The organism is Wolbachia endosymbiont (group A) of Bibio marci (assembly GCF_947251645.1).
GTDB lineage: Bacteria > Pseudomonadota > Alphaproteobacteria > Rickettsiales > Anaplasmataceae > Wolbachia.
In genome coordinates this window covers 825,218-849,112 of sequence record NZ_OX366364.1, presented here as the reverse complement: position 1 = coordinate 849,112, position 23,895 = coordinate 825,218, and the positions used below count along the sequence as shown (strand labels likewise).

At 34.6% G+C, this 23,895-nt stretch carries 26 protein-coding genes; 9 read left to right on the top strand and 17 right to left on the bottom strand.

All coding sequences use genetic code 11. The annotated features are described in order from the left end of the window. Positions 1 to 212 precede the first annotated feature (212 nt). Positions 213 to 1,142 carry an Rpn family recombination-promoting nuclease/putative transposase gene (locus OPR48_RS04475; protein ID WP_265025586.1) on the top strand — a complete coding sequence of 310 codons (930 nt, stop codon included), beginning with the start codon at positions 213 to 215 and terminating at the stop codon, positions 1,140 to 1,142. A 117-nt stretch (positions 1,143 to 1,259) separates the two neighbouring features. Here OPR48_RS04475 and OPR48_RS04470 read toward each other — a convergent pair whose 3' ends face one another. The 3 genes from OPR48_RS04470 to OPR48_RS04460 form a co-directional block, all read right to left on the bottom strand. Continuing rightward, positions 1,260 to 1,574, bottom strand: a complete 315-nt coding sequence (locus tag OPR48_RS04470; protein ID WP_265025585.1) for an FtsB family cell division protein — start codon at positions 1,572 to 1,574, stop codon at positions 1,260 to 1,262. Between the two features lie 49 nt (positions 1,575 to 1,623). Next, on the bottom strand, positions 1,624 to 1,752 hold the full coding sequence (ykgO, locus tag OPR48_RS04465; RefSeq protein WP_250296744.1) for a type B 50S ribosomal protein L36: 129 nt from the start codon (positions 1,750 to 1,752) through the stop codon (positions 1,624 to 1,626). Between the two features lie 69 nt (positions 1,753 to 1,821). Further along, entirely contained in the window at positions 1,822 to 2,640 is an 819-nt protein-coding gene (locus tag OPR48_RS04460; RefSeq protein WP_265025584.1) for a pyruvate, water dikinase regulatory protein, read from the bottom strand. A 135-nt stretch (positions 2,641 to 2,775) separates the two neighbouring features. Here OPR48_RS04460 and ccmC point away from each other — a divergent pair, with 135 nt between their 5' ends. Beyond that, positions 2,776 to 3,486 carry a heme ABC transporter permease CcmC gene (gene ccmC / locus OPR48_RS04455; protein ID WP_265025583.1) on the top strand — a complete coding sequence of 237 codons (711 nt, stop codon included), beginning with the start codon at positions 2,776 to 2,778 and terminating at the stop codon, positions 3,484 to 3,486. Positions 3,487 to 3,792: 306 nt separating this feature from the next. On the opposite strand, the gene OPR48_RS04450 is transcribed toward ccmC, so the two are convergent. Further along, entirely contained in the window at positions 3,793 to 5,457 is a 1,665-nt protein-coding gene (locus OPR48_RS04450) for a hypothetical protein (protein WP_265025582.1), read from the bottom strand. A gap of 180 nt (positions 5,458 to 5,637) precedes the next feature. On the opposite strand from OPR48_RS04450, the gene OPR48_RS04445 reads away from it, so the two are divergent. The 5 genes from OPR48_RS04445 to OPR48_RS04425 all read left to right on the top strand — a co-directional run bounded on the left by OPR48_RS04445 (position 5,638) and on the right by OPR48_RS04425 (position 11,071). After that, positions 5,638 to 6,915: an adenylosuccinate synthase gene (locus OPR48_RS04445; RefSeq protein ID WP_265025581.1), complete on the top strand. Its 1,278-nt coding sequence runs from the start codon at positions 5,638 to 5,640 to the stop codon at positions 6,913 to 6,915. A gap of 244 nt (positions 6,916 to 7,159) precedes the next feature. Continuing rightward, the gene (locus tag OPR48_RS04440; RefSeq protein WP_265025580.1) at positions 7,160 to 10,063 is read left to right on the top strand and encodes a coiled-coil domain-containing protein; all 2,904 of its coding nucleotides are present in this window, start codon (positions 7,160 to 7,162) and stop codon (positions 10,061 to 10,063) included. Between the two features lie 10 nt (positions 10,064 to 10,073). Continuing rightward, complete coding sequence (locus tag OPR48_RS04435; protein WP_264732335.1) at positions 10,074 to 10,205, top strand: hypothetical protein; 132 nt, start codon at positions 10,074 to 10,076, stop codon at positions 10,203 to 10,205. Between the two features lie 28 nt (positions 10,206 to 10,233). Continuing rightward, positions 10,234 to 10,497 carry a translation initiation factor IF-1 gene (gene infA / locus OPR48_RS04430; RefSeq protein WP_265025579.1) on the top strand — a complete coding sequence of 88 codons (264 nt, stop codon included), beginning with the start codon at positions 10,234 to 10,236 and terminating at the stop codon, positions 10,495 to 10,497. After that, complete coding sequence (locus tag OPR48_RS04425; RefSeq protein WP_265025578.1) at positions 10,475 to 11,071, top strand: Maf family nucleotide pyrophosphatase; 597 nt, start codon at positions 10,475 to 10,477, stop codon at positions 11,069 to 11,071. Before infA ends, OPR48_RS04425 begins: the two co-directional genes overlap by 23 nt. On the opposite strand, the gene OPR48_RS04420 is transcribed toward OPR48_RS04425, so the two are convergent. The 3 genes from OPR48_RS04420 to OPR48_RS04410 all read right to left on the bottom strand — a co-directional run bounded on the left by OPR48_RS04420 (position 11,063) and on the right by OPR48_RS04410 (position 16,569). Beyond that, positions 11,063 to 13,933 carry a hypothetical protein gene (locus OPR48_RS04420; protein ID WP_265025577.1) on the bottom strand — a complete coding sequence of 957 codons (2,871 nt, stop codon included), beginning with the start codon at positions 13,931 to 13,933 and terminating at the stop codon, positions 11,063 to 11,065. The genes OPR48_RS04425 and OPR48_RS04420 overlap by 9 nt on opposite strands. A gap of 119 nt (positions 13,934 to 14,052) precedes the next feature. Continuing rightward, positions 14,053 to 15,387 (bottom strand): alanine:cation symporter family protein, encoded by a 1,335-nt coding sequence (locus OPR48_RS04415; protein ID WP_265025576.1) that lies wholly within the window; start codon positions 15,385 to 15,387, stop codon positions 14,053 to 14,055. A gap of 924 nt (positions 15,388 to 16,311) precedes the next feature. Further along, entirely contained in the window at positions 16,312 to 16,569 is a 258-nt protein-coding gene (locus OPR48_RS04410) for a hypothetical protein (protein WP_265025575.1), read from the bottom strand. Between the two features lie 410 nt (positions 16,570 to 16,979). Here OPR48_RS04410 and OPR48_RS04405 point away from each other — a divergent pair, with 410 nt between their 5' ends. Further along, on the top strand, positions 16,980 to 17,270 hold the full coding sequence (locus tag OPR48_RS04405; protein ID WP_265025574.1) for a type II toxin-antitoxin system RelE family toxin: 291 nt from the start codon (positions 16,980 to 16,982) through the stop codon (positions 17,268 to 17,270). Positions 17,271 to 17,294: 24 nt separating this feature from the next. Here the strand turns inward: OPR48_RS04405 and OPR48_RS04400 are convergent, their stop codons facing one another. From OPR48_RS04400 to OPR48_RS04385, 4 genes are all read right to left on the bottom strand, one after another. Beyond that, entirely contained in the window at positions 17,295 to 17,486 is a 192-nt protein-coding gene (locus OPR48_RS04400) for a hypothetical protein (RefSeq protein WP_265025573.1), read from the bottom strand. An 83-nt stretch (positions 17,487 to 17,569) separates the two neighbouring features. Continuing rightward, on the bottom strand, positions 17,570 to 17,797 hold the full coding sequence (locus OPR48_RS04395) for a hypothetical protein (RefSeq protein ID WP_265025572.1): 228 nt from the start codon (positions 17,795 to 17,797) through the stop codon (positions 17,570 to 17,572). A gap of 415 nt (positions 17,798 to 18,212) precedes the next feature. Beyond that, positions 18,213 to 19,862 carry a chaperonin GroEL gene (groL, locus tag OPR48_RS04390; RefSeq protein ID WP_265025571.1) on the bottom strand — a complete coding sequence of 550 codons (1,650 nt, stop codon included), beginning with the start codon at positions 19,860 to 19,862 and terminating at the stop codon, positions 18,213 to 18,215. Positions 19,863 to 19,962: 100 nt separating this feature from the next. Further along, positions 19,963 to 20,253 (bottom strand): co-chaperone GroES, encoded by a 291-nt coding sequence (locus tag OPR48_RS04385; RefSeq protein ID WP_406830801.1) that lies wholly within the window; start codon positions 20,251 to 20,253, stop codon positions 19,963 to 19,965. A 174-nt stretch (positions 20,254 to 20,427) separates the two neighbouring features. Here OPR48_RS04385 and ygfZ point away from each other — a divergent pair, with 174 nt between their 5' ends. After that, on the top strand, positions 20,428 to 21,234 hold the full coding sequence (gene ygfZ, locus OPR48_RS04380) for a CAF17-like 4Fe-4S cluster assembly/insertion protein YgfZ (protein ID WP_265025570.1): 807 nt from the start codon (positions 20,428 to 20,430) through the stop codon (positions 21,232 to 21,234). Between the two features lie 592 nt (positions 21,235 to 21,826). Here ygfZ and OPR48_RS04375 read toward each other — a convergent pair. The 6 genes from OPR48_RS04375 to OPR48_RS07360 all read right to left on the bottom strand — a co-directional run bounded on the left by OPR48_RS04375 (position 21,827) and on the right by OPR48_RS07360 (position 23,589). Further along, entirely contained in the window at positions 21,827 to 22,069 is a 243-nt protein-coding gene (locus OPR48_RS04375) for a type II toxin-antitoxin system RelE family toxin (RefSeq protein WP_265025569.1), read from the bottom strand. 69 nt (positions 22,070 to 22,138) lie between these two features. Next, entirely contained in the window at positions 22,139 to 22,375 is a 237-nt protein-coding gene (locus tag OPR48_RS04370) for a hypothetical protein (protein ID WP_265025568.1), read from the bottom strand. Between the two features lie 107 nt (positions 22,376 to 22,482). Next, a complete protein-coding gene (locus OPR48_RS04365; RefSeq protein WP_265025567.1) occupies positions 22,483 to 22,761 on the bottom strand; it encodes a type II toxin-antitoxin system RelE family toxin in 279 nt (92 codons plus the stop codon). Further along, the gene (locus OPR48_RS04360) at positions 22,752 to 22,970 is read right to left on the bottom strand and encodes a hypothetical protein (RefSeq protein WP_265025566.1); all 219 of its coding nucleotides are present in this window, start codon (positions 22,968 to 22,970) and stop codon (positions 22,752 to 22,754) included. The genes OPR48_RS04365 and OPR48_RS04360 overlap by 10 nt, the downstream gene beginning before the upstream one ends. Positions 22,971 to 23,041: 71 nt before the next feature. Next, positions 23,042 to 23,311 (bottom strand): hypothetical protein, encoded by a 270-nt coding sequence (locus OPR48_RS04355; protein WP_265025565.1) that lies wholly within the window; start codon positions 23,309 to 23,311, stop codon positions 23,042 to 23,044. Next, positions 23,308 to 23,589, bottom strand: a complete 282-nt coding sequence (locus OPR48_RS07360; RefSeq protein ID WP_406831117.1) for an ankyrin repeat domain-containing protein — start codon at positions 23,587 to 23,589, stop codon at positions 23,308 to 23,310. The genes OPR48_RS04355 and OPR48_RS07360 overlap by 4 nt, the downstream gene beginning before the upstream one ends. Positions 23,590 to 23,895 lie beyond the last annotated feature (306 nt).

The following is a 23,895-nucleotide window of genomic DNA, read 5'->3' as shown; positions in this document are numbered from 1 at the left end:
AATTCAAGCGCTTGCACAACCATTATTTGGGTAACAACACAAGACATTGATAAAACTTGAATTTATAGCTAAAGCAACTTCTACAATTTGGTAACCCGTCATTCCGCTACTAGTTAGCGCCGCGGCGGTATAGCTATAGCTATCTTCAAAAATATGATTGAATAATTATTAATAATAGTGTATAATTATTAATAATTTTAAGCACTTTTGCTATGGCTCTTTCAAAATTTCTCGATCCTCGCAATGATTTGTGTTTCAAAAAAATCTTTGGAACGGAAAAAAATAAGAATATCCTGATCCACTTTTTGAACGATATTTTAGGGTTTACTGAGATAAATGCAATACAAGAAGTTGAGTTTCTTAGCACTATTATGGATCCCGAAGTTGCCTCTGATAAACAAAGTATTGTTGATGTTCTCTGCAAGGATTCTCACGGAAATAGATATATAGCAGAAATGCAGCTCGCTAGAGACAAGGGCTTTGAGAAACGTGCCCAACTGTATGCTGCTAAGGCTTATTCAAGACAATTAGATAAATCTGGCAACTACATTGATTTAAAGAAAGTCTTCTTTATTGCTATATCAAATTGTAACTTACTTCCTGAAGAAGTTGGTTATATCTCTACTCATAATATACGTGATATAAAAACCAACGGCCATTACTTAAAAGATTTTCAATTTATCTTTATAGAATTGCCCAAATTTTCAAAAAGTAAAGTAGAGCAGTTAGAAAGTATAGTAGAAAGGTGGTGTTTCTTTTTTAAATACGCAGAAGAAACAACAGAAGAGGACTTAAAAGAGATAGCAGAAAAAGCACCAATAATAAAGCTAGCATATGATGAGTTAGATAAGTTTCGTTGGAACGAAAAAGATTTAGTAGCTTACGAAGAAAGGATAATGGATCTACGGAAAGAAGAAGCTATTCTTGAATACAGACTTGATCTTGCTACTGAAAAAGGCAAAAAAATTGGTAAAGAGGAAGGAAAAATTGAAGGAAAAATTGAAGGAAAAATTGAAGGAAAAATTGAAGGAAAAATTGAAGTTGCAAAAACAATGTTGGCTAATAATGTTGATGTCAACACTATTGTCAAGTTTACTGGCCTTTCTATTAGTGAGATTGAAGAATTAAGTGGAAATCTGTGAACGGTTACCTTAGATTTACCTACAATTTGGTAACCCGTCATTCCGCTGCTTGTTAGTGAAATCTACAACGAGATACCGCGGCGGTAGACGTAGGGAGATCTGATCTGTTCTATACTGCTATTCCACGTCAAGAACAACCATAAGTTCATTAGGGTTCACATAACCTAAAGCATTTTTTGCTTGCTCATCAAGCAGATCTAAATCCAAGCTTTTTTCATATAAGCCGAATACTTTGTTACCCAACTTTTCCTTTTCAAAAGAGATATCCTTTAGCAAAAGTTCATTGTGCTCAATTTCTTTTTTTAAATCGATTAACGTCAATAAGCCACGTTTGCCTGTAATTGTGCTAATGCTGAAATATAATGTAAGAGAAGAAATGAGTAAGGCTGCGCTTAAACACAGCAACTTTTGCTTCTTTTTAGATATAAGCACCGTACTTTCACATACAAGAAATATATAACATGAAAAGGTGAACAAAAAGCTAAGAACCTTGACGCGCTTTACACCTTGGCTTTACCTTATTTATAATGTAAATCTTACCACCCCTTTTCACAACTTTACAATTTTTATCTCTGTTACGATGAGATTTTAGCGAACTCTTGACTTTCATATCTATAGTAAGAACTAAATTACCTTATATTATGATCACTTACAGAGAGTTAGTCAATTGATAAATTTTTCACATTTTATTAAAATATTGTATAATTGTTGCTGATACTTCTTCGATTGACTTTTGCGTGACATCAATAATTGGCCAGTTATTCTGCTTAAATAGTTCCTCTGCTTCTTTAATTTCCTTTTCTACTTTCTCAGGGTTAGCATATATATTATTATCTTCGTTGTTAATTGAAGTAAGTCTATTTTTGCGTATTTCTATTAGCCTACTTACGTCTATTGTTACCCCTATCGTTAGTTTATTTTTTAATTTTGCCAAGTCGACATAAAAGGGTACTCCACTAACAAAAGGAATATTTGCAACCTTATAGCCTCGGTAAGCTAAATACGTACTGGTGGGAGATTTTGATGTGCGTGAAACTCCAACCAAAATTATATCTGCTTTATCAATATCTTGAATATTTTGTCCATCATCATGATTAATAGTGTAGTTTATTGCCTCAATGCGCTGAAAATATTCGTTATTTATCTCAGTATGCAAGTCAAGCTTTTCGTCTTTTTCAATTTCAAGATAAGATGAAATTTCTCTAATAATATGTGATAATATTGCTCTATAGGGAATTTTCAACTTTATACAGTTATCTTTTAGATATTTTCTTAGCTCATCATCAGTAATAGTGCATATAACAAAATTATGCTCATCACTTTTCCTATTAATTTCCTCCAGAATTTTGTCAATCTGCTCTTCTCCTTTTACAAAAGACCAAACATATTCGATCGTTTCTATAGAACGAAAGTGTTTCAGGGCTGATTTTGCAACTGATATAACAGTTTCACCACTTGAATCTGATACTAAATGTAGATTAAGCTTTTTAAGGGTCATATACTAAAAATAATAGCTAGCAATCTGCTACTGAAATTATGCTAATTTGTTGACCTACGTAAATATAGAAAAACTATCCTGTTGATAAAACTCAAACTAATTGGTAAATTCTTAACATAATTATTCTCAAAACGAATGTTTTTATTAAAGCCTACAAATTTCTCTTATTTTTCTAAGAAAGCTCTACCTTGGCTTGGGGTTATTTGTTTCGCATGTTTTTTGATTGGAATGTTTTTGGCGTTATTCTTCTCCCCAGAAGATTATAAACAAGGAGAAATTGTACGAATTATGTATCTTCATGTGCCTTCTGCATGGCTTGCTCTTGGAATATATGGATTAATTGCTTCACTCAGTTTCATTTCATTAGTGTGGAACAATAGCATTGCTAGTGTCTTGGCACATGCTGCTGCTCCTGCAGGGACAATCTTTTCTGCAATATGCTTAATCACAGGCAGCATCTGGGGAAAAGGAACCTGGGGCACCTGGTGGGTATGGGATGCAAGGCTTACTTCAATGTTGATCTTATTTTTCCTATATGTTGGCTACCTTTCATTGTGGAGCGCTTTTGACAATGAAGCGAGGGCAGAAAAATCAGCAGCAGTATTTGCCATTTTTAGTGCTATAAATATTCCTATAGTAAAATTTTCCGTGAATTTATGGTCTACTCTCCACCAGCCTGCAAGCATTTTGAGAAGAGGTGGAGTAGCAATAGAAGGTTCTTTGCTGTTGCCACTCATTGTAATGTTTATGTTTTGTGCCACATTTTTTTTAGTAGTGTGGATACTGTATTCACTTCATTTGATTAATTCGTACAAAATAAAGAGAGAAATCAGTATGCGGTATTAGGTAGCTTTGTAAGTATACAGGTAAATATGCTAGAGAAAATTAGGCAAAATATCTTTGGTCACTTTAAATACTTGCCTGCTGAAACTGAAGAACGTGCTATGTTATGTGATCTAACTAATTTTAAAAGCAGCAATGACCAACTAACTAGAATAGATCAGGTATTGAATCGAGATCAACTTGAACATTTTACCAACGTTCTTGAAACATATGATGCAACGGCACGTAGTTTTTACGATGAGGTGCACTGTAAAATAGCAACCGTTGTAACCATGAACTCTAAAATATTTAAAGAGCCTACTAGTATCTTTAATGTAAGTGTTCATGTGATTCCACAGATAATCTCTGTTTTTTTATTTTATCTGTCCATTTATCATTTTCTATATCTTGTTTGTTGGTTGCTCTTTTTTCTTGCTCAACAATTGCCTTATCTACCTTCTGATAAATTGCATCAATTGCATTAATTGCATTTTTTTCTTTGTATACTTCGCTTTTCCCTTCAATAATTAACTTAATAAAAGTATTTACAACAGACTGCACTTGATTATGATTAATATGGCCTCTTATCAAAGAAGGTAAAGAGCCTAATTCCATTATATGTTGACCTATGTTATTATCTATACCTTCTGTATGCATTAACATTTCATCATCAAACTCTTTCAATACTTCTGATGCTATTTTACCTTGAAAGGAAAGCCCTAAATTATCTGCTACTTCACTTATTAATAACTCTCTGTTTTCTTTATTATCTTCCAATTTAGCATAATCACTCAATAGATCCATAACTGTAGATACTCTGACTTCAACAAGATCATTAACATCTTCTAGAGCAAGTCCTAACCCCAAGAACCTCTCTCTGAGATTTTCGCTTAAAAGATTGATAAACTCTTCATTTGCATCTGATCCTGTGGTTGATATTGTACCATCTAAATAGTTACTTTGAGCACCGAAGCCATGCTCTATTTGTATTTTTGTCTCAGGTTTAAATCCTAATTTTGCACAGAATTTCTGAAAATATTCTTTAATAATGTCAAACAAGCTCTTGCCATTATCTTTATAATTTTTTAACTCTTTAGGAATAGTAAGTGACAATTTACCATCTCTGTATGTTACAAAGTCTTCACCATTGTGAGATTCAATTGTAAATTCCCATGAACTGGGCAGATTACATATCTTATCGCCATGCATAACTTGATTTTCAACAGAGAGTATTGGTAGCCTCATATCAGATCTAATTCTCACATTATTTTGGTTAGCACAATCAATGTTTATTACTTTTTTAGGATTTTCTACTATGAACGACTGTCCAAGTGCAAGTTGGGTTTGTATAAATGGAGCAGCCTCATACCCTGCTTGATTACAATTGGTGACTAGCTCTTCTAAAATAGCATCACTTGGAACTTCTGCTCCAGCGTATCTAAACATTTTTTTGAAAACTTCTTTTGCAAAGGAACGGTAATCCTTGTTTTCATCTCTCTCTGTAGGTAATAGATGGATATACCCGTGGCCAGCATTGTAAAATTCTTCAAATTCTTTCTTATATGAATCAGTTTTTTGATAATCAGCAGTTTTGGGATTCTCGCAGTGGTCCTTCCACAGCTCACCCAATGCATCACTTGCAAGCTCTTTCTCAATATCTTCAAGTACTGAAGCAACAAATGCTTTGCCATGATCCGTATCTATTTCTCTTGTTCCTTTTTTGTTAAATATTTCGTCATTATATATATCATCACTATTAAAAAGTTCGCTTTTGCGGTGCTTAGCTCCTTCCTTAAATGCAATAATAAGATTTTTATCTATTTCTTTTCCGTTAATAATAAAATTCATCCTTTGAAAATCTAAGAACATTGTTTCACCAGAATTCGCTAATTTATTATCTTGATCTGCTCTTAATTTACTAAAATTGAACTCTTTAGCTGTGGCCTTTAATCTAACTACTGGACTCTTATTATTTTTCCCCTTTGCCTCTTTCATAAATAACACCTTACTGTAAATATGCTGTAAGTTGTATCATATAATGATGAATAATTTGGTAATATATCAAGAAAATCGACAGTATATTTCTTTATTTAAGAGGTGCAGGAAAGGCGTAGATTTCTCTTTTCATTTGTAGCGTACTATATTAACATTTATGTATTAATCTAGAAAATAATGATGAATAATATTGTAATTGTTGGTCTGCAATGGGGTGACGAAGGCAAGGGTAAAATAGTAGATTATCTTTCTGAGAATGCAGATGTAGTTGTGAGATTTCAGGGAGGAAATAATGCAGGGCACACTATAGTAGTAGATGATGAGGTTTATAAATTAAATTTACTGCCCTCTGCTGTTTTGAGAACGGGCAAAATATCTATCATAGGAAACGGTGTTGCTCTTGATTCACATGCTCTAATCTCAGAAATAGAGTTATTGAAAGTTAAAGGGATGGATATCAATCCCAATAATTTGATAGTATCTGAAAGCTGTCCATTAATACTTAGCGTACATAAGGACAAGGAAAAGCTATTTGAAGATTTAAACGGAAATCGCAAAATTGGTACAACAAACAAAGGAATAGGGCCATGTTATGAAGATAAAGTTGGAAGGAGAGCTATACGCCTTTGTGACTTAGAAAACGCAGATGAGCTCAATAAAAGAGTGGATACTCTTCTGAATTACCACAATGCTATCAGAAAAGGCCTTAACTACCAGGTGGTTAAAAAAGAAGAAATATTAAAAGAAATTCAAGGGATTTCAAAAAAAATTCTTTCATATAAAAAACCTGTGTGGAGGATATTAAATGACTTTGTGAAAGAAGGTAAGAAAATAATATTTGAAGGCGCCCAAGGCACATTTTTAGATATCGACCACGGAACTTACCCTTTTGTTACTTCAAGTAATACTGTAGCGTCGCAAGCAATAACAGGCTCAGGATTAGCCTCCAATGCTTACATTATTGGTGTGGTAAAAGCTTATACAACAAGAGTGGGCAATGGTCCATTCCCTACTGAGCAAAAGAACGAGATTGGAGATAGCTTATTTACTATAGGCAAGGAGCTTGGAACAGTGAGCAATAGAAGAAGGCGCTGCGGATGGTTTGACGCAGTTTTAGTGCGCCAGGCTGTGCAACTTTCTGGAGTTTCAAGCATTGTATTAACCAAATTAGATGTGCTTGATTCTTTTGATACAATTAAAATATGCACTGGTTACAAGTATAGCGGGAAAATGTATGATTATTTACCCGCATCGCATTCAATACAGGAGGAATTAGAGCCAATATATGAAGAGTTTCCTGGCTGGAAAGAAAATACTCAAGGTAAAAGGTCGATTGAAGCATTGCCTATCAATTTAATAAAATATATAGACAAGTTAGAAAAATTAATAGGTGTACCAATTCATCTAATTTCAACTAGTCCAAAAAGAGAGGATGTTATTGAGCTTAAAGATTTCTGAAAACGTCTTGTTAACTTTTATCCAATAAAAAAAAATACTTGCGTAACTTCGAATAGTCTATTATGCAAGGTAGTAGTGTAAACGTATAGTGAGCAGTGTATAATGAAAGATAAAAGCTCAAGGTTAACACTTGCAGTTATTTTTACACAATCAAGTAATCATAAAAGTTAGTGTAGAGCGTGGTTTGATTTTTTTAAATATATGTTAATTAGTATAATATAAATATAGTTAAAGGAGGTGTGTTATGATTGGAGATTTGACTAAGGAAGAAAAAACAGCAGAGGCAGGAAAAACAAGTGATCAGTCAGAGAATTATGATGTTGAATCAGTTATAAGGGCAGCATCATGTACCTGGTATGCAATACATCGCCTACTGGTGTTGTATAGAGAAGAAAAAGAAAAATTATGTTATTCATCACGGTTTACACTACGTCTTACATCCCTCAAGGACCGTATTGATGAAGTGGAAAAAGAAAATCCTTCCACTAAGGACTCTGCTATAATAAAGTTCTGCCGCTCAATTGCAGAAAATAAAGGATTACAAAACGAATTAAACAATTTAAATAATCCTGCTGAAAATTTTGCCGATAAAGAATTTAATTCTCAATTAGAGAAGATAATAACAGGTTTTAAACTAAAAAATCTAGAAGACAAGGTAGGCTTTTTAACGCTTTTGAAAGAAGAAAGAGACTTCACTGCTATACAGAATGCTTATAGAGATGGGTGGAGTTTTTATGACCTAATAAACGATAAAGATTTTAAACAAACGTACATAGATAAAGCAGTAACAGAGTCTGCCGGTAAGAGCTTTAAGGAAGATATAGATAAATGCATAGAGTTGGCAGAGCAGGGAAAAAAAGCTGCAAGTAAATGTTTTGAGGGAAAAGGCGTAGAGCTTCGAGCTTATTACACAGAAACTGATAACGCTCATAGAGTTTTGAATATCAATCTTATTAATTACAATAGAAGTGAGCCAACAAAGATTAGTGACATTTTGCAGCAAGAGAAAGAACTGAATATCTATTGCAATAAAAAACGTGAAATATGCGCTCATCGAGAAGGTAAGGAAAGACATTATAAATTTGAAGAAGGCGCATGTTATGAAATGACAAGCACTTGGCCTGTAAAGGATGAGTTCGGGAATGTTTCAATTTGTACCATGATTATGAATGTGAGTAGTGGTGGCATAACTGAAGTATTAAAATTTAATGGTAAAGATTTTGTGCTATCGGAGGAGATCCGAGAATGGATAAAGCAAAACGATGAATTATATATTCAAGGTCTCTCCTTACATAATGCTGTAATAAAATCACTAAAAAAGGGTGAGGCTGCTGATGTTGTACCTACTGCTAATAATAATTTTCAAAATGAATCTATAGTGGCCTATCAAGACAAAGAACCAGAGGAGAAATTAGATCCTAAAGTTGATGCTGACAATAGCCTTCCTCCTCCTCCTCCTTCTATTAATAGCAATGCATTAATTCAAACAGAAGTCAATTTACAGCACACTGAAACTCAACCAGAAGTTGCTTCACAACAAATGGATGAATTAATTTTAAATAATCAGATGCTGTCCGAAGAAAACGTTGAATTGAAGCAAGAAGAAGCAGAGTTGCAAGTGATAAATAAAAAGCACCATGAATTAACACAAGAAAATCAGCAACTACAGGAGAAACTAGAAACAACCCAAGCAGAAGATAATCAAACAATTGTAAAAGAGAGGCAGAATAGCGATTTACAAGATAAACTTGGAGAAGAGAGACCAGAATTCGACATTCCAGAAAACGAGTACGAGGAATTTCCAGGAGATACAATGCTTATACTTAAACTCACTGAAGATAACGTTAATGTTACACCAGAGAAGAAAAAATTACGCAGATTTTCAAGCGTTGATAGTGGACTTGGTGATGAGCATTATGTATCGGATCAGAGACCTGTAGAAATTGAGCAAGAGCAAAAAAACACAGAATTGCAAACTGAACTGGCACAAAAAGATAAAAAGTTAGCAAGTGCGTTAGCAGAGCTACAAGGGAAAGCACAAGAACTTGAAAGTGTATGTGAAGAAAAAGGAAAGCTAAGGCAAGAGCTGGAAGTTGCTAATGCAAAAAAGGAGGAGTTAAAAAGTAAATCAAAGAAATCGCAAGAAGAACTATATCATGTGCAGGAAGGAAAGTCTGATTTAGAGGACAAGTTTGATCAGTTAGAACGCTCTAATAAGGATATAGAGGAAGATAAAGAACGGTTTTCAAAACAAGTATTAGATCTGCAAAAAGAATTATCATGCTTGAAAGAGGTAAACCAAGCATTAAGCAATGAGCTAGAAAGTGCTCAAACAGAAAAGAAAAGAGTGAATCAGAAACTTGCAGAAGCTGAGCAAAGAATTGAAGCATTAAAAAAACAGACTAGTGATTTAAAAGATAAACTTGAAAAAAAGGAGCGAGGATCAAAGGCAGAAATAGATACAATGCGCAAGGAGTTAACGCAGCTCAAAGAAAACCTGGAGGAGAGGGCACAAAAACTTAAAAGTGTATATGAAGAAAAAGGAAAGCTAGAGGACAAGCTGAAAGATGTTAATACAGAAAAGAAGGAATTAGAAGACAAATTAAAAGAATTTGAAAAAGAGATAGACCAAGCAGCACACATAATGAAGGAAAAGGAGCAGTCTATAAGCAATTTAAAATATCAAATGCTAGGGTTGGAAAATGAGTATAAAGCACAACTGGAATCTTCTAAACAAGAGATATGCAACCTAGCATGGAGAGTTGAAGAGTTAAGAAGCGAGCTAGAGCGTGAGAATGAATGGGATGATAAAGTTGTAGAAATGCTTAATGGACTGGAAGAAAAAATTCGTGCTGATGGACAAAGGAGCCTCAACGATCAATTTTATACTCTAACAGGAGACATTTCTAGTGAGCCTGACAATGCTCCACGAAAGAAGATAGAGTTATCCAGATCTTTAAGCCTTGATAATGAGTCTTATGTTCCACTAGAAGGGGAGAGAAGATCACTCAGATCTTTAAGCATTGATGGCGGATATGGTAGCGATGAGGAAAATTGTGATAATGATTTATCTTCCAACATAACTACAAGTTCTATTGAGAAGGTGGCAGAGAGTAGAAACGTAGGTAGCTCGCCTTTTCTCGGTTAGGTTGGAGAAAGTGAAAAATGCAGGGCTGCACTTCGAAAGCATTATTGTGAAGATGGTTGGGATTAAGTTGCAAGAGAAATACTTAAGTGGAGTGCAAAAAGTCTTTTGTGTTGATAATAATTTAAAATCTATAGTAGACTGAAAAAGATTATTAAATTATAATATAACATATGATAAAAGACGAGAAATTGAAAACAATTTTTGAAGTGGAAGGGGCAGTAACTGCTTTACTACCTGCAGCAGAATTTAGAGTGAAACTGGACAATGAACATGAAATTATCTGTCATGTATCAGGGAAAGTGAGAAGAAGTAAAATACGCATCATTATAGGGGATAGGGTGTTAGTTGAGATGAGCATTTACGATAGGAATGCGAAAAAAGGTCGGATCATTAGAAGGCTTAAAGGTACAAGTGACAGAACGATCTCTAAATAATCTTATTCTTGCTTCATCATCGAAAAGGCGCATAGCTTTATTAAAACAAATAAATATTGAGCCAGGTTTAATTTTGCCAGCAGACATAGATGAAGCCCCTTTAAAAAAGGAACTTCCGAAGGATTACTCAATCCGTATGGCAAAAAGTAAAGCTGAGAAAATACGAAGTTCAAATCCAAATTACTTTGTGCTTGGTGTTGATACAGTTGTTGCTTGTGGTAGAAGGATATTGCTTAAAGCTGAAAACGTTGAACAAGCAGAAAAATGTATCCGCTTGTTATCAGGAAGAAGGCATAGAGTATACACCAGTGTATGTTTATTAACTCCCGATCAATCTAAACAACATATCAGGACTGTGGTTACAATAGTGAAATTTAAACGTCTCAGTGAACAAGAAATTAAGTATTATTTAGCATCAGAAGAGTGGAAAAATAGGGCAGGGGGATGCAATATACAAGGCCTAGCTGGAATGTTCGTATTGTTCTTACGCGGCTCCTACTCTTCTGTTATAGGGTTACCGTTGCATGAAACCTATTGTTTGCTAAGCAATTATTTTAACCTCAATTTATATTGAAATACCTTTATTGGTATCTTTTTCTTGTTGTGACTCAGCAATACGTTTAGTCCAATCCAGTGGTCTTTTATTTCTGTTACCTAATGCGATTCTATCGCGATCACAACTATCAGTGTGTTCTGTTAAAGTATCTTCTCTTTCTTCTTTTATTACTCCAACTTCCAGCTGTATCTTATCTTTTTCTAGCAATTTATATAGTTCGCTATTTTTATCTACGGTTGGACTAGTGTCAGCATTTTCTCGTTCTGCCACTGTTTTTACATCTGTTGAACTATCTTTTAGCAACCCGGCTGCCAATAAATGTTCTTTAGTTTGTTCACTAATTCCTCTTTGATCCACTGGTTTTAGTGGGAACTTCTGAGTTTCTTTATCCAACTTACTGGTAAATTCCGTAAGTAGAGTGTCATCTTTTTGTTCAACATTCATTAGGCTCGCTTTTAACTGTTCAGGATTTACTTGAGATTGTTCATGATTGGCATGAGTTGGAGATGAATAGCCCGAATCATTTGTTTTTACATCTGTTGAACTGTCTTTTAGCAATCCATCTTCTCTCAAGCGTTTTTTAGTTTGTTCACTAATTCCTCTTTGATCCACTGGTTTTAGTGGGAACTTCTGAGTTTCTTTATCCAACTTACTGGTAAATTCCGTAAGTAGAGTATCATCTCTTTGTTCAACATTCATTAGGCTCGCTTTTAACTGTCCAGGATTTACTTGAGATTGTTCATGATTGGCATGAGTTGGAGATGAATAGCCCGAATCATTTGTTTTTACATCTGTTGAACTGTCTTTTAGCAATCCATCTTCTCTCAAGCGTTTTTTAGTTTCTTCACTAATCTGACTCTGATCAGCCGGTTTTAACCCGAGATTTTCTTGACCTAATGTATTTTTAAGTTCTTCAAATAGAGTTAGATTAATATGTTCTTCTAATTTCCTTCCTACCTGTTTTAAATCTGCTTGAGGTTTACTATCACTACTAGTTGGAGATATATAACCTGAATCACTTATACTATTTGGTGTTGAAGCAGAGACACTAACAGTTGGACCTTCCACTGTTTTTACATCTGCTAAATTGTCTTTTTGCAACCCATCTTCTTTATCTTGTGACAGTTTATCAGTAGGATCAACTTGCCTTAATCCTCTATTATCTTGCTGTGATCTATCTCTGATTTCTTTAAGAAGATTTTCAGGCGGAGTTTGATCACTTTGTCCAATGTTCTCTAAGCTCCTCTTTGGCTGCTCAGGATCTACTTGAGGTTGAGCATGAATTTGAGATGAAGAGCCCGAGTCACTTTTGCTATTGGGTTTTGGAACAGAAAATGACTGTTCACTTTCTTTCCACTCAGCACCACTAGCACTTTGGTTATCACTGTTATATATATCTGGATCTGGAGAAGGTGAATAAGGAATTCTGTCCTTTAATGTCTCTAACGGTGATGGGTTATTTTTTCTACTTCCTGCAATTGATGTTTCTCTATCATCAACATCAGTGTGCCGTAAGTTGTTTTTCTTGAAATTCCTGATCTCTTGTAATAGATCGCTTTTGCTATTTCCTTCTTGTTGCGGGATTTCAGGTTGTTGCTGATCATTAGGTGTTTGCTCACTTCTATCTGGTTTTTGGCTTCCAGGTACAGCATATCCAAATGTAGGATTGTCATAACGTCCATCTTCTTGCCTATTATCTTGATTGTGGCTTACAGACTTGGTGAAAGTAGAACTATCTGAAGGATCAGAAGTTGCACCTTTTTGCTGATCATTAGGTGTTTGCTCACTTCTATCTGGTTTTCGGCTTCCAGGTACAGCATGTCCAAATGTAGGATTGTCATACCGTTCATCTTCTTGCCTATTATCTTGATTGTGGCTTACAGACTTGGTGAAAGTAGAACTATCTGAAGGATCAGAAGTTGCACCTTTTTGCTGATTATTAGGTGTTGGATTATTCTGTTTATCTCTTTGCCCACCATCTTGGCTTACAGGCTTGGCAGAGGTATTCCTCCTTTGCTTATTGAAAACATCTTTTTCAGGTGGTAGTGAACTAGTTCTAAGTGGTGGCAGCGGAGGGGTCTGAGACCCAACTCCTCGATTCATGTGGGTAGCTTTGTCTTTTACGATATCGTCATTTCTTATAGTACTTTCAAATGACGTTTGCATCTCATTCGCTTTTCCTTGTCCCTTTTCCCTGAATTCTATTTCACGCAAGAATAAACCACCTATTTTTACGTCTTTATTTGCTTTTAGCTGATCTTCAGTAACGCCATTACCTTCAATAAGTTCTATACCATCTTTATCAATATTGATTTTGATAGTACACTTTTCCCCATTCACATACCAATTTAGCGTCATCTCATATGAACCATCGGTTACGACATAATGTCTTATTTTTTTCCCTCCTTCCTCGGCAACAAAACCATGCATTCCGCTCTTTCCATCACTATGCAACGTTGAAAATCCCGAGATTCCATTCTTCTGACAAAAATCACTGTTTAAAAATTCGCTGATTTTGAACTCTTTCTTGTTATCCTCCAGTGTAATACTTGCATGATTACCGTATATTGAAACTTTTTTATCTTCAACATCATCATTAATGTTATTAGCACTAGTAATATATTTATTCAACTCTTCTTTAGCTTTATCTTCAAGCTCTTGTCTAGCTGTCTTGTCGCATTCCTGAAGAATAACTCCACATGCTTTATTTTTGTCTTTATCTTCGTTCCAATCCCAATCGGCGCGTTCTGTTAAAAACTTTACTGTGTTAAAATCAACTCTAGCATTATAAATTGGGTCGTCCTTTTTATCAAATAAAGGAAAAAATTCTTGAATGCGCTCATTATAAATGTGTTCTTGTTGTGTATCGTTAGTGCTCATATACCCCTCACTAATAACCCTCTGCCTTTAGTTCTAGCTAATACTAGCTAATATAATTATCACGAGCATTGGTTGAATTTTTATTAAGGAAGGTTGTGTTGTTACTCAGATGGCAACTTTTAGTTGGCGCCTAATTTTAAATATCTGTTGCTCATAGTGAATACTCCTGGATCTTTAGAAGTTAGCTTGAGTATAGCAAGTATGTTGATAAACAACAAAGCAGCAATCGAGATATCAGCGACATCCCATAGCAACCGGACTTTACCTATCGCACCAAGCGGAATGATCATGGTAAAAATTACAATCCAGATTTTAGTGTATTTATTATCCATAGACACATAACGTATTGTCTGTTTTGAGCAAAAAAACCAAGTAAAAATAGTAGTGAAAGCAAAACAAAACATTATGGCCATAATTAAATAGTCAATATAGGGCCAATTCATAGCTTTTCTAAAAGCAAATATGCACATGTTAGTACTCTCTAAATCAGTGACCCAAGAATCTGTGACAAGCAGTACCATTGTTGTAATAAACACTATGAATGCAACTATAAAAGGCGATATTATTGTGATTAGGCTCTGTTCAATAATAAATTTATTGTTATTTTTCTTAGGAGCAATTGAAGAGTGCACGATTCCTTCGAGGCCAAGCCCTATATCTGTTGCAAAAATACCTCGCAAAGTTCCGACTTGAATAATAGTCAACATTTCTAAAATCAAACCTAAAGATAAACCAGAGTTAAAGCTACTAGTTGTAAAAAAACTGCTTGTTATTAGTTTTAGAGAAGGAAGAATATTTTCACTAAATTTAAATAATATGATACCGCAAAGTGTGAGGTAACTTACCGTCATTATCGGTATCATAGCCGATATAAAAATTTTGATTTTTTTTAAGCTGAGAGCTGCAACAACAAAAAATATTATGGCCATTACAATGCCACCAACAACTGCAGGCACATCTATCATGTTAAGTGGTATTGATAGAGAATTTACCTGAACAAGGTTACCAACTGTTATTGAAACCATCATCATAACAACTAGAAACACAATTGTAGCTTTTCTAGAGTTAAATGCATCAGCCATGTAGGCTACGGGGCCACCTATAAATCGTCCGTTCTTTTCCTTTCTGGTTTTTATACTTAGATAACAAGTGACATATTTTATCACAGAAGTGATAACAATAATTATCGCCATCCATAAAATAGAGCCCGGTCCCCCGGTTTTTAGAGCAACAGCAGTTCCTGAAATATTTCCTACTCCTAAATTTCCCCCTAAGATTGTAAACAGGGCGGCTATAGAAGAAAATTTATTTTCTCCTTTTTTAGCTCCAAGGAGTGAAAGGGCGTATGGTAATCTAAATATCTGTAGCCATTTTAGTTTAACCGATAGGTAAACACCAGCAACTAGCATGAGTAATATTGTTGGCAGTAATAAAACAAACTTTACTGTATCCATCTGTAAAAGTGAGTGTTTTGACTTAAGTATACATACAAAAGTTGAAAATACCTAACCTATTTTCTATGGGAGTTCGTATGACTTCGTTTCTGTCATCCTAGCACCCCTTTCCTGTCATCCAAGTAGCTGATACTGGGACCAGTTTTCCATATCAAAAATTTTTATTTTAACATAATACTAGCTGCTCTCATACTCAGTTTTTAGTCAAAGTCAGTGTCAAGCTCTACAAAGTATTTTTCCGCTTCTTTCTGCGCTCTGTTCGCGTTGTTGACTAACTAAATGTAAGCTGCCACGTATACTGAAGTTGTGATATATACGATAAATAGAAATAATCGTATAAAAGAAAAGAAGATATTGGATATCTTCTTTTTTTACTGTGATTAAAGATACATTGTATCTAGAGCGTGTATTGCATCTGCCATAAGTGATAATTTTATGCTCTCAGCAGAGAGATTGTCTGCAGTAGCTAGCTAATTTCTCACTAAGTGTTACTTCTTGTGAATGAGGTTGAGAATATGAAAAATTAGTATTATTACACCAGTGCTTGCACACTTTATGCCAGTACGTACCACTATTGTGTCTTTGGTCGCATATTTTGACGCAATCGCCGTATGTATGTTGTATGGGTACCTCATTTTCACTATTCATGGAATTCCGTAGATCAAGTTTTTGTGTATGTTTTGTCATAATATACTCCTTAATTTAAAAATTAATATAATTTTAACATATAAATGCAGATATTATATTAATATAATTACTTTTCAGAGCAGTAATATATAGCTTATGATACCTTTTGAAAAGATTTATGCCTTTTATCGTTCTTAATTTTCAGAAAAAACAGGTTATCTGTTTTCAAGTAGCTAATTATAGAAGTAATCGTATTAAAAAAAAGAAGATATTGAATATCTTCTTTTTTTATTGTGATTAAAGATACATTGGATCTAGATCATGTATTTCATCTGCCATAGACAATAATTTCAAGCTCTCGTCAAGGAGATTATTTGCACTAGCTGTTAATTTCCCACTAAGTGTTGGTTTTGATGAATGAGATGGGGAATTTTGAGGACTCTGAGAAATACATTTTTCAAAGCAATCAATATCTACCATCTCAGCTCTATTACCTTTTCCATCTGCAGAACCAAGTACCGTACATTTATCTCTGCATTTTAACACATTATCCATATCCATAATATACTCCTTAATTAAAAAATCAATATAATATTAACATGTAAATATTAATGATATACTAATATCAGTATAATTGCTTTTCAGAGATATAGCTTATGATATCTTTTGAAAAGATTTATGCCTCTTATTATTTAATCTGCAAATTCTTTATTGAAAAATTCAGGAAAATGCTGTATAATTACTCATAAACTTTGGTAGAACTTATGGCAGATTCAAGAGTTAATGTAACCTTCGACCCAGAAACTTCACAACACCTTATTGAACTAGCTAAAGCCACTAAACAACTGTTTAAAAATTAACAGGAAAGCTAGTCAAAGAAGCGATCGAGCTTAAAGTAGAAGATGTAGCGTTTTCTAAAGTGATTAGAGAATTAAGTGATGATGATGCAGAAGAAGTAGATGATAGTGAAGGCATCTGGAAATAAGCGATATACTATTAAATATTTCAAACATGTTATTAAGAGAAATTTGCCTTCCTTACCACAGGACGTAAAGCCAAGTATTAAAAACGCAATAAAAGAGCGTCTTGAGACTGATCCTGTTAGTAATGGTATATTATTACGCAATAGATTAAAGGGACATAGAAGAATAAAAGTTGCTGATTACCATGTAAATACCGCAAAACGCATAGTAACTATTATTTCAATAGGACATAGGGATAACATTTTTAAACTATTGAACCTATCACTGGACTGATAACTTACTCGCCCCCTGAGAACTCTATTTTTCATACCACTCATTTATAAGTTCATTGACATCAGAATTTATAAAATTCTTTAGTGGCTGTTTGATTTTTATCTCAGCACTTTTAGGGATGCACCTATCTTTACATATCGCATAATTTATATGGAAGTTAAGGTCAATATACCCTTGATTTGAAAACACATTCATCTTAAAGGGAAATAATACCATATCCTCATATACGTTACTGATAAATATCTCTCTTCCTACTTTATCTCTATGTTCCTTTGGAGTAGGTCAGTAAATATCTATGTTTAATGTGTTACCCTTACAATCAAAAGAAGTGGGAAAATCGAAATCTCCAGGATCTTTATATATATGTGCCAGCCTGGTTCTACTGTAACCCTTATTGCACCTTTAAGAGTGAGGCTTGCTTCATTTATCTCGCCAATAAGTAAATCAAATTTTGCAATTTCCTCATCAGCATATAGTTGAGTGCAAGAAAAAAATAAAAACAATATTAAATATATATGTATTTTCATTAAGGTAAAATTCTCCTTTTATAGAGAAAGTGATTTAGATTTTAATTATTATATTTAATAGTATTATATAGATTATTTATTAACATAGCATTATTCTAATATATACAACTGTAATATAAATGGGTGAAAAGAATAAGTCATTGTGGAAAACACATATAGCTAAACTGACTTAGATTTACCGACAATTTGAAAAACAAAAATTCGTCATTCCGCTACTTGTTAGCGGAACCTATCCTTGGCGGTATGACGTAGGAAAACCTTTCTTGGGTTAGCTATAGACAACCATAATATAAAAGAGTGAAACGGATGCAAACAGTAGTGCATTTCTGCACCAAACGTATTACCTTTAACGAATAGTAAAATGTGAGATTTTTTGGAACTACCGTGGAGCAATTGCTCCACGGTTTCACTCTACTTAGAATCCACCCATGCCACCCATTTCTCCTGCGCCCATAGGAGATGAAGCATTTTCTTTGCTTGGTACATCAACTATCATAGATTCAGTAGTAATCAGCACACTCGCAACAGATATCGCTGTTTCAAAAGCAATACGCACCACTTTTGCTGGATCAATCACACCAGCTGTAAATGCATTAGCGTAATTCATAGCCTCAACGTTGTATATAAGCTCTTTATCATTCTGCTTAATCAAATAGTCAATTATAACAGCAGATTCAAGACCAGCATTTTTAACTAACCTTCTAATTGGAGCACTGAGAATTTTCTTGATAATGTTTATGCCTATTTGCTCTTCGTCACTTGCACCTTTTAATTTGTCGAGAACAGATGAAGCATAAAGAAGCGCAACTCCACCACCTGGAACTATGCCTTCTTCAATTGCAGCTCTTGTTGCATGCAGCGCATCTTCAACTCTATCTCTACGTTCTTTAACTTCCACTTCAGTTGCTCCACCAACTTTTAGCACAGCAACACCACCTGATAATTTCGCTAAACGTTCTCTTAGCTTTTCTTTATCATAATCAGAAGTTGAAGTTTCAATTTGAGATTTGATCTGCTCGATTCTAGCTTTCACGCTGTCAGAATCGCTATTTTCGCTGACAACTGTGGTATTATCTTTAGTAATTTTAACATTTTTAGCAGTACCAAGATCATCAAGTGTCAGATCTTCCATCTTAATTCCAAGTTCATCTTTTATGACGTACTTAGCACCAGTCAAAGTTGCTATATCTTCGAGCATCTCCTTTCTTCTGTCACCAAAACCTGGAGCTTTTACTGCAGCAACTTTTAAACCACCACGCAATTTATTGATAACTAAAGTGCTTAATGCTTCACCTTCGATATCCTCTGCAATAATAACTAAAGGTTTACCAGATTTAACAACAGCTTCAAGAATAGGAAGTAAAGGTTGAATAATATTTAATTTTTTCTCTGTAATTAATAGATAAGGATTATCAAGCTCCACGATCATTTTTTCATTATTTGTAATAAAATACGGAGAAAGATAACCGCGATCAAATTGCATGCCAGTAGTCAGCTCAACTTCTAACTCTTTTGAACCTTTACTTTCTTCAACAGTTATTACACCCTCTTTTCCAACTTTTTTCACGGAATCAGCAATACTGTTACCTATATCCTTATCACCATTTGCAGAAATTATTGCAACTTGTGCCACTTCGTCTATTTTCTCTAGAGAAATTGTACGAGACATTGACGTAATTTCCTTTAATATTACATCTTTCGCCTTCTGTATTCCGTTTTTAATACCAACACGATCGTTTCCAGCAGCAATTGACTTTGAAGCTTCCATTATCATATTGCTAGTTAGTATTGAGCACGTTGTTGTACCATCACCAACTTTGTCGTTACATTGAGAACAACTTTGGGCAAAGATGCTTGCTATTGCAGCATTTAGTGGTTTTTCAGGCTTGATGCCCTTCATCACCTTATAACCATCTTTTGTAATTTCTGGTGCTCCATAGGGCTTATTAATCCCTACTGTTTTTCCCCTAGGTCCCGCAGTTATTGCCACCGTTGAGTCTACTATTGCTGCGACTTCACGAAAGGCTTCTTGCAACTGCTCACCTGATACTACTACATTAGTCATTTTTATCACCTCTTGTTAATAAAAAATTTAGAAAACTATAATAAAACCATTTACAATGCGCCATGTTGCGCTTTGTTTCAGTTTAGTAAAATAAAGACTGCTATTTAATGACAGCAAGTATATCGGACTCTTTCATCACGATAAGCTTTTCATCATTATGTTCTATTTCTGTACCAGCCCATTGACGATAGAACACTTTATCACCAGCTTTCACAGTTAAAGCTACGCGTTCGCCATTTGAGTTGCGTGAACCTTCACCAGTTGCTACAATTTCACCTTTAGTAGGTTTCTTTTCAGCACTTGATGGAAGCATAATTCCACCTTGCTTTTCCTCGCTAACAGGCTTGATCAGCACGCTATCATCCAATACATTTAAACTTATATTTGACATTTGCTTTTCCTCTCAATAAATTAACCTATAACTTTATATATATACTCGTAAGTTAGATTTCAAGGGCTGGAGCTTGTAAAATATGCACACCATTATAAAATATGCACGCCAAAAGCAGTTTCTAAAAGAGCCTAATGTTATATAATAAAATTTAGATTTGTTTATAGAGATTTCATGAGTTATATACCATTCTTAAGTCGTGGTGTGATAGTGCTATATGGGCCTGACACTAGAGATTTTCTGCAGAGTATTATAACCAATGATATTAATAAGTTGGATAGCCAAAAAGCCATTTACTCTTTATTGCTTAGCCCTCAAGGAAAATATCTATATGATTTTTTTCTTATTGAATATGGTAAATACACCCTCTTGGAGTGCGAAAACATGCACTTGCAGCAAATAATCGAGAAACTAGATTTACTTAAAACTTATTTGAGGGTGAAGATTAAAGACGTTAGTGCACTATATAAGGTTGGAGTTTTGTTTAATACTAAGTCAACGGAGTGCAGTGGTAAGTCACAAGTTATTTTTCAAGATCCAAGGCACAAATTGCTAGGAATGAGGATCATACATAAAGGTGAAATAAAGGAGCCAGTTGGGGATTTTACTCAGTATGAAAAAGTTAGAATTCAAAACCTCGTTCCAGATGGAGCAAAAGATATGGTACAAAATTCATCGTTCCCACTGCAATTTTTAATCGATAAAGTAAACGGTATAAGCTTTAATAAGGGGTGTTATATAGGTCAGGAAGTCGTAAATCGAATGAGCAGACAAGAAATATTCAGAAGAAAGCTTTACCTTGTTGAGGGGGATAACGCACTTCCAGATATTGGCACTAAAGTGACAAATGAAAATAATGAGGAAATAGGGGAACTGCGCTCTAGTGTAGACAACATTGGACTTGCATTGCTTAATATTGGAAAGAGCCATGCAAATTTATATGCTAGTGGGGTCAGGTGCGTTGAGACGTTGAAGTCTTAAGGTAGCGCATATAGAAACGAAAAAGCTGCTTGACACATTTCGCCAGCCCCTTTATCATAAAACTGAAGGTATTCAGTTATCTTCATCTGTGCAGATTAAACAGCAAGAAAACAACGTAGTTGGCGTCTTATTTTTAATTTTTTGCACTATGTGCATCTTATGTCTTCACAATATTTCTAGGTTTTTACCTACACAAGCTGAAACGCGCTTATAAGTCGTTTAAGACAGTATAGTACGCCAATTTGCAGGATTAGAGAGTGACAACTAGCTAACACGGGATTTCTTTTGCCTTTTTTTCTACTTAGTAAATTTCTTAAACATTTAAACTAAGGTGAGTTGCAATTAAAAGCAGCTAAATTGCAGTGTTTAAGACTTAAAAAACGCCAATACTGAAAATAGACAATGACCAGGGCTTCTTTTGCCTTTTTTTCATTTGGTAAATTTCTTAAATATTTATAGCTAAAGCAATTTAAGAGCCCGTGAATCCAAGTAGCGTGACCACTTGTTTTCATATCAAAACGGAGACTCTTCGACTCAAAATAGTGTTTTCGTTGGATCAAAAAAAATCAATTTTTAAGCTCAGCAAAGCCACTTAAGATAGAAAGCAGCACAAGAAGGAGGCCTGTATAAAAATATATTTATGTTTACTCAGTATTTTTCTAGCCTTTTCGTAAATGGTATCTCTATGCCCTACTGTAACTATGGTTACTTCATATTCTACAGTGTTTACATGATATATAATACGGTAATCGCCAACTCTTAGTCTTCTGCGCCCTTTAAGGCTGTGGTTTAACGCTTCACCAAGATTAATAGGAATCAACTGTAAGCCGCTCATTTATCGCATTTATAACCCTTGACCCTACTGTTTTCGGAAGATCTGGAAGATCTTTCTCGAGAACATTGTCTAGGAAGATAATAGTGTATTCCAATCTACATCCTCACTTTTAGTCTTTTTTGCACCTTCAATATCATACTCATCAGCAACCACAGATAATAAAATATCTTCCTCTTCACGCTCTACTGCTTCTCTGAATAGCCTTTCTGCTAGTTCTTGAGTAGACTCCTTAGTGAGTTCAGCTAGTTCAGCAAAGTGCTGTGAAGTTTCTTTGCTAAGAGCTATGTTAATTCCTGAATTTGCCATATGTTTTACCAAAATCTACTACTATAACAATTATACAACATTTTTCTAAATTTTTCAATAAAAAAAGTGGGTGTATAAAAATATATCTAATGTTTATAGTAGCTGCTTCAATGACAATCGTAAATGTATTCTCTATGTCTTATTGCAACAATTGTTACTATGCGTTTTAAATTGTCTACCTGATATATCACACGATATTTACCTACTCGTATTCTACGGTATCCTTTAAGTTCACGTAACAAAGGCTCTCCTACTTTATCAGGAGAAACTGTGAGGCGTTCTTCTATGGCCTTTTGGACTCTTAACTCTATTGTTTTTGGAAGATCTGGAAGATCCCTTTCAATAACATTATCTAAAAATTCAATTTCGTAAGGCTTTATTTCCACTTTACGTCCTTGTACTTAACTCTTTTTGCACCTGGAACATCGCGTTGAATAGCAAGCTTAAGTAGTGCCATATCTTCCTCATGTTCAATCGCTTCTTGTATAAACTCCTTTGCTAGCTCTTGAACGGACTGATTCTTCACTCTAGCCAAGCGAGCAAGATCCTCTAGAATCTCTTTACTGAAAGCTATATTAGTGCTTGAATCTGCCATATGTTCTACCAAGTTCTACTACCACAATAATTTTACAACATCTTTCTAAATTTTTCAATAAAAAAAGCAGTTTACGTAGTTACTCCCGGCCCATTTTCAGCAGTTTTTTCTTTTTTTGCTTCATCCACTTTAGTACTAGGCTTTGACATCATATACGTAATACCACCAACCGCTAGTGCTGCTGTTGCAACTGCAACCACTGCTATTACTATAGGTATTAACTCAACTGCAATTGTTCCGGTTGCAAAAAGTGCTACTGCTACAGCAGTGCCTAATAATGCTGTTGAACAACCGGCAATAATACCGTTTTTAGTTGCTCGTTTAATTGCTAGATGTCTCATTGGGTTTCTTCTGCTTCCTTGAGAAGCCCCTTCATATCATCATTTGTAGCTAAGTCTCTTGGAGTTTTACCATGTTCATCCTTTATTAAAGGATCTGCTCCATTTTCTATTAGAATTTTTACTATCTCTGTATGGCCTTCTTCAGCAGCTAAATGTAAAGGAGTCTGTCCAAATTCATTTGCTGCATTAATATCAATCCCTTTTGCTTGTAATAGAACCTTTACTATCTCTGTACAGCCTTCTTCAGCAGCTAAATGTAATAATGTATGTTTTCCAATTTTTCCTAAAAAAATACCCCAAAACAGGTGATTTACACTAAAATCAGCTTTTTCCCATTTTTCATACTCATCTTCATCTTCTACTTTTAATTTCTCTTTTATTTCTTCAATTACGTTGTCCTTACTGAAACCTTCCTCCTTATCAATTACACTTAATATTTTTCCAATTGCACATATTTCCCCATAACTTCACCTCTGATTTTAATAACATTTTAATTATCACATACCATAATAAAAAAGTCAACACCATATGTTTAGGTTGTAAAATCCCAAAAAGCAGCCAGAATAGAATAAGCAAACATTTAC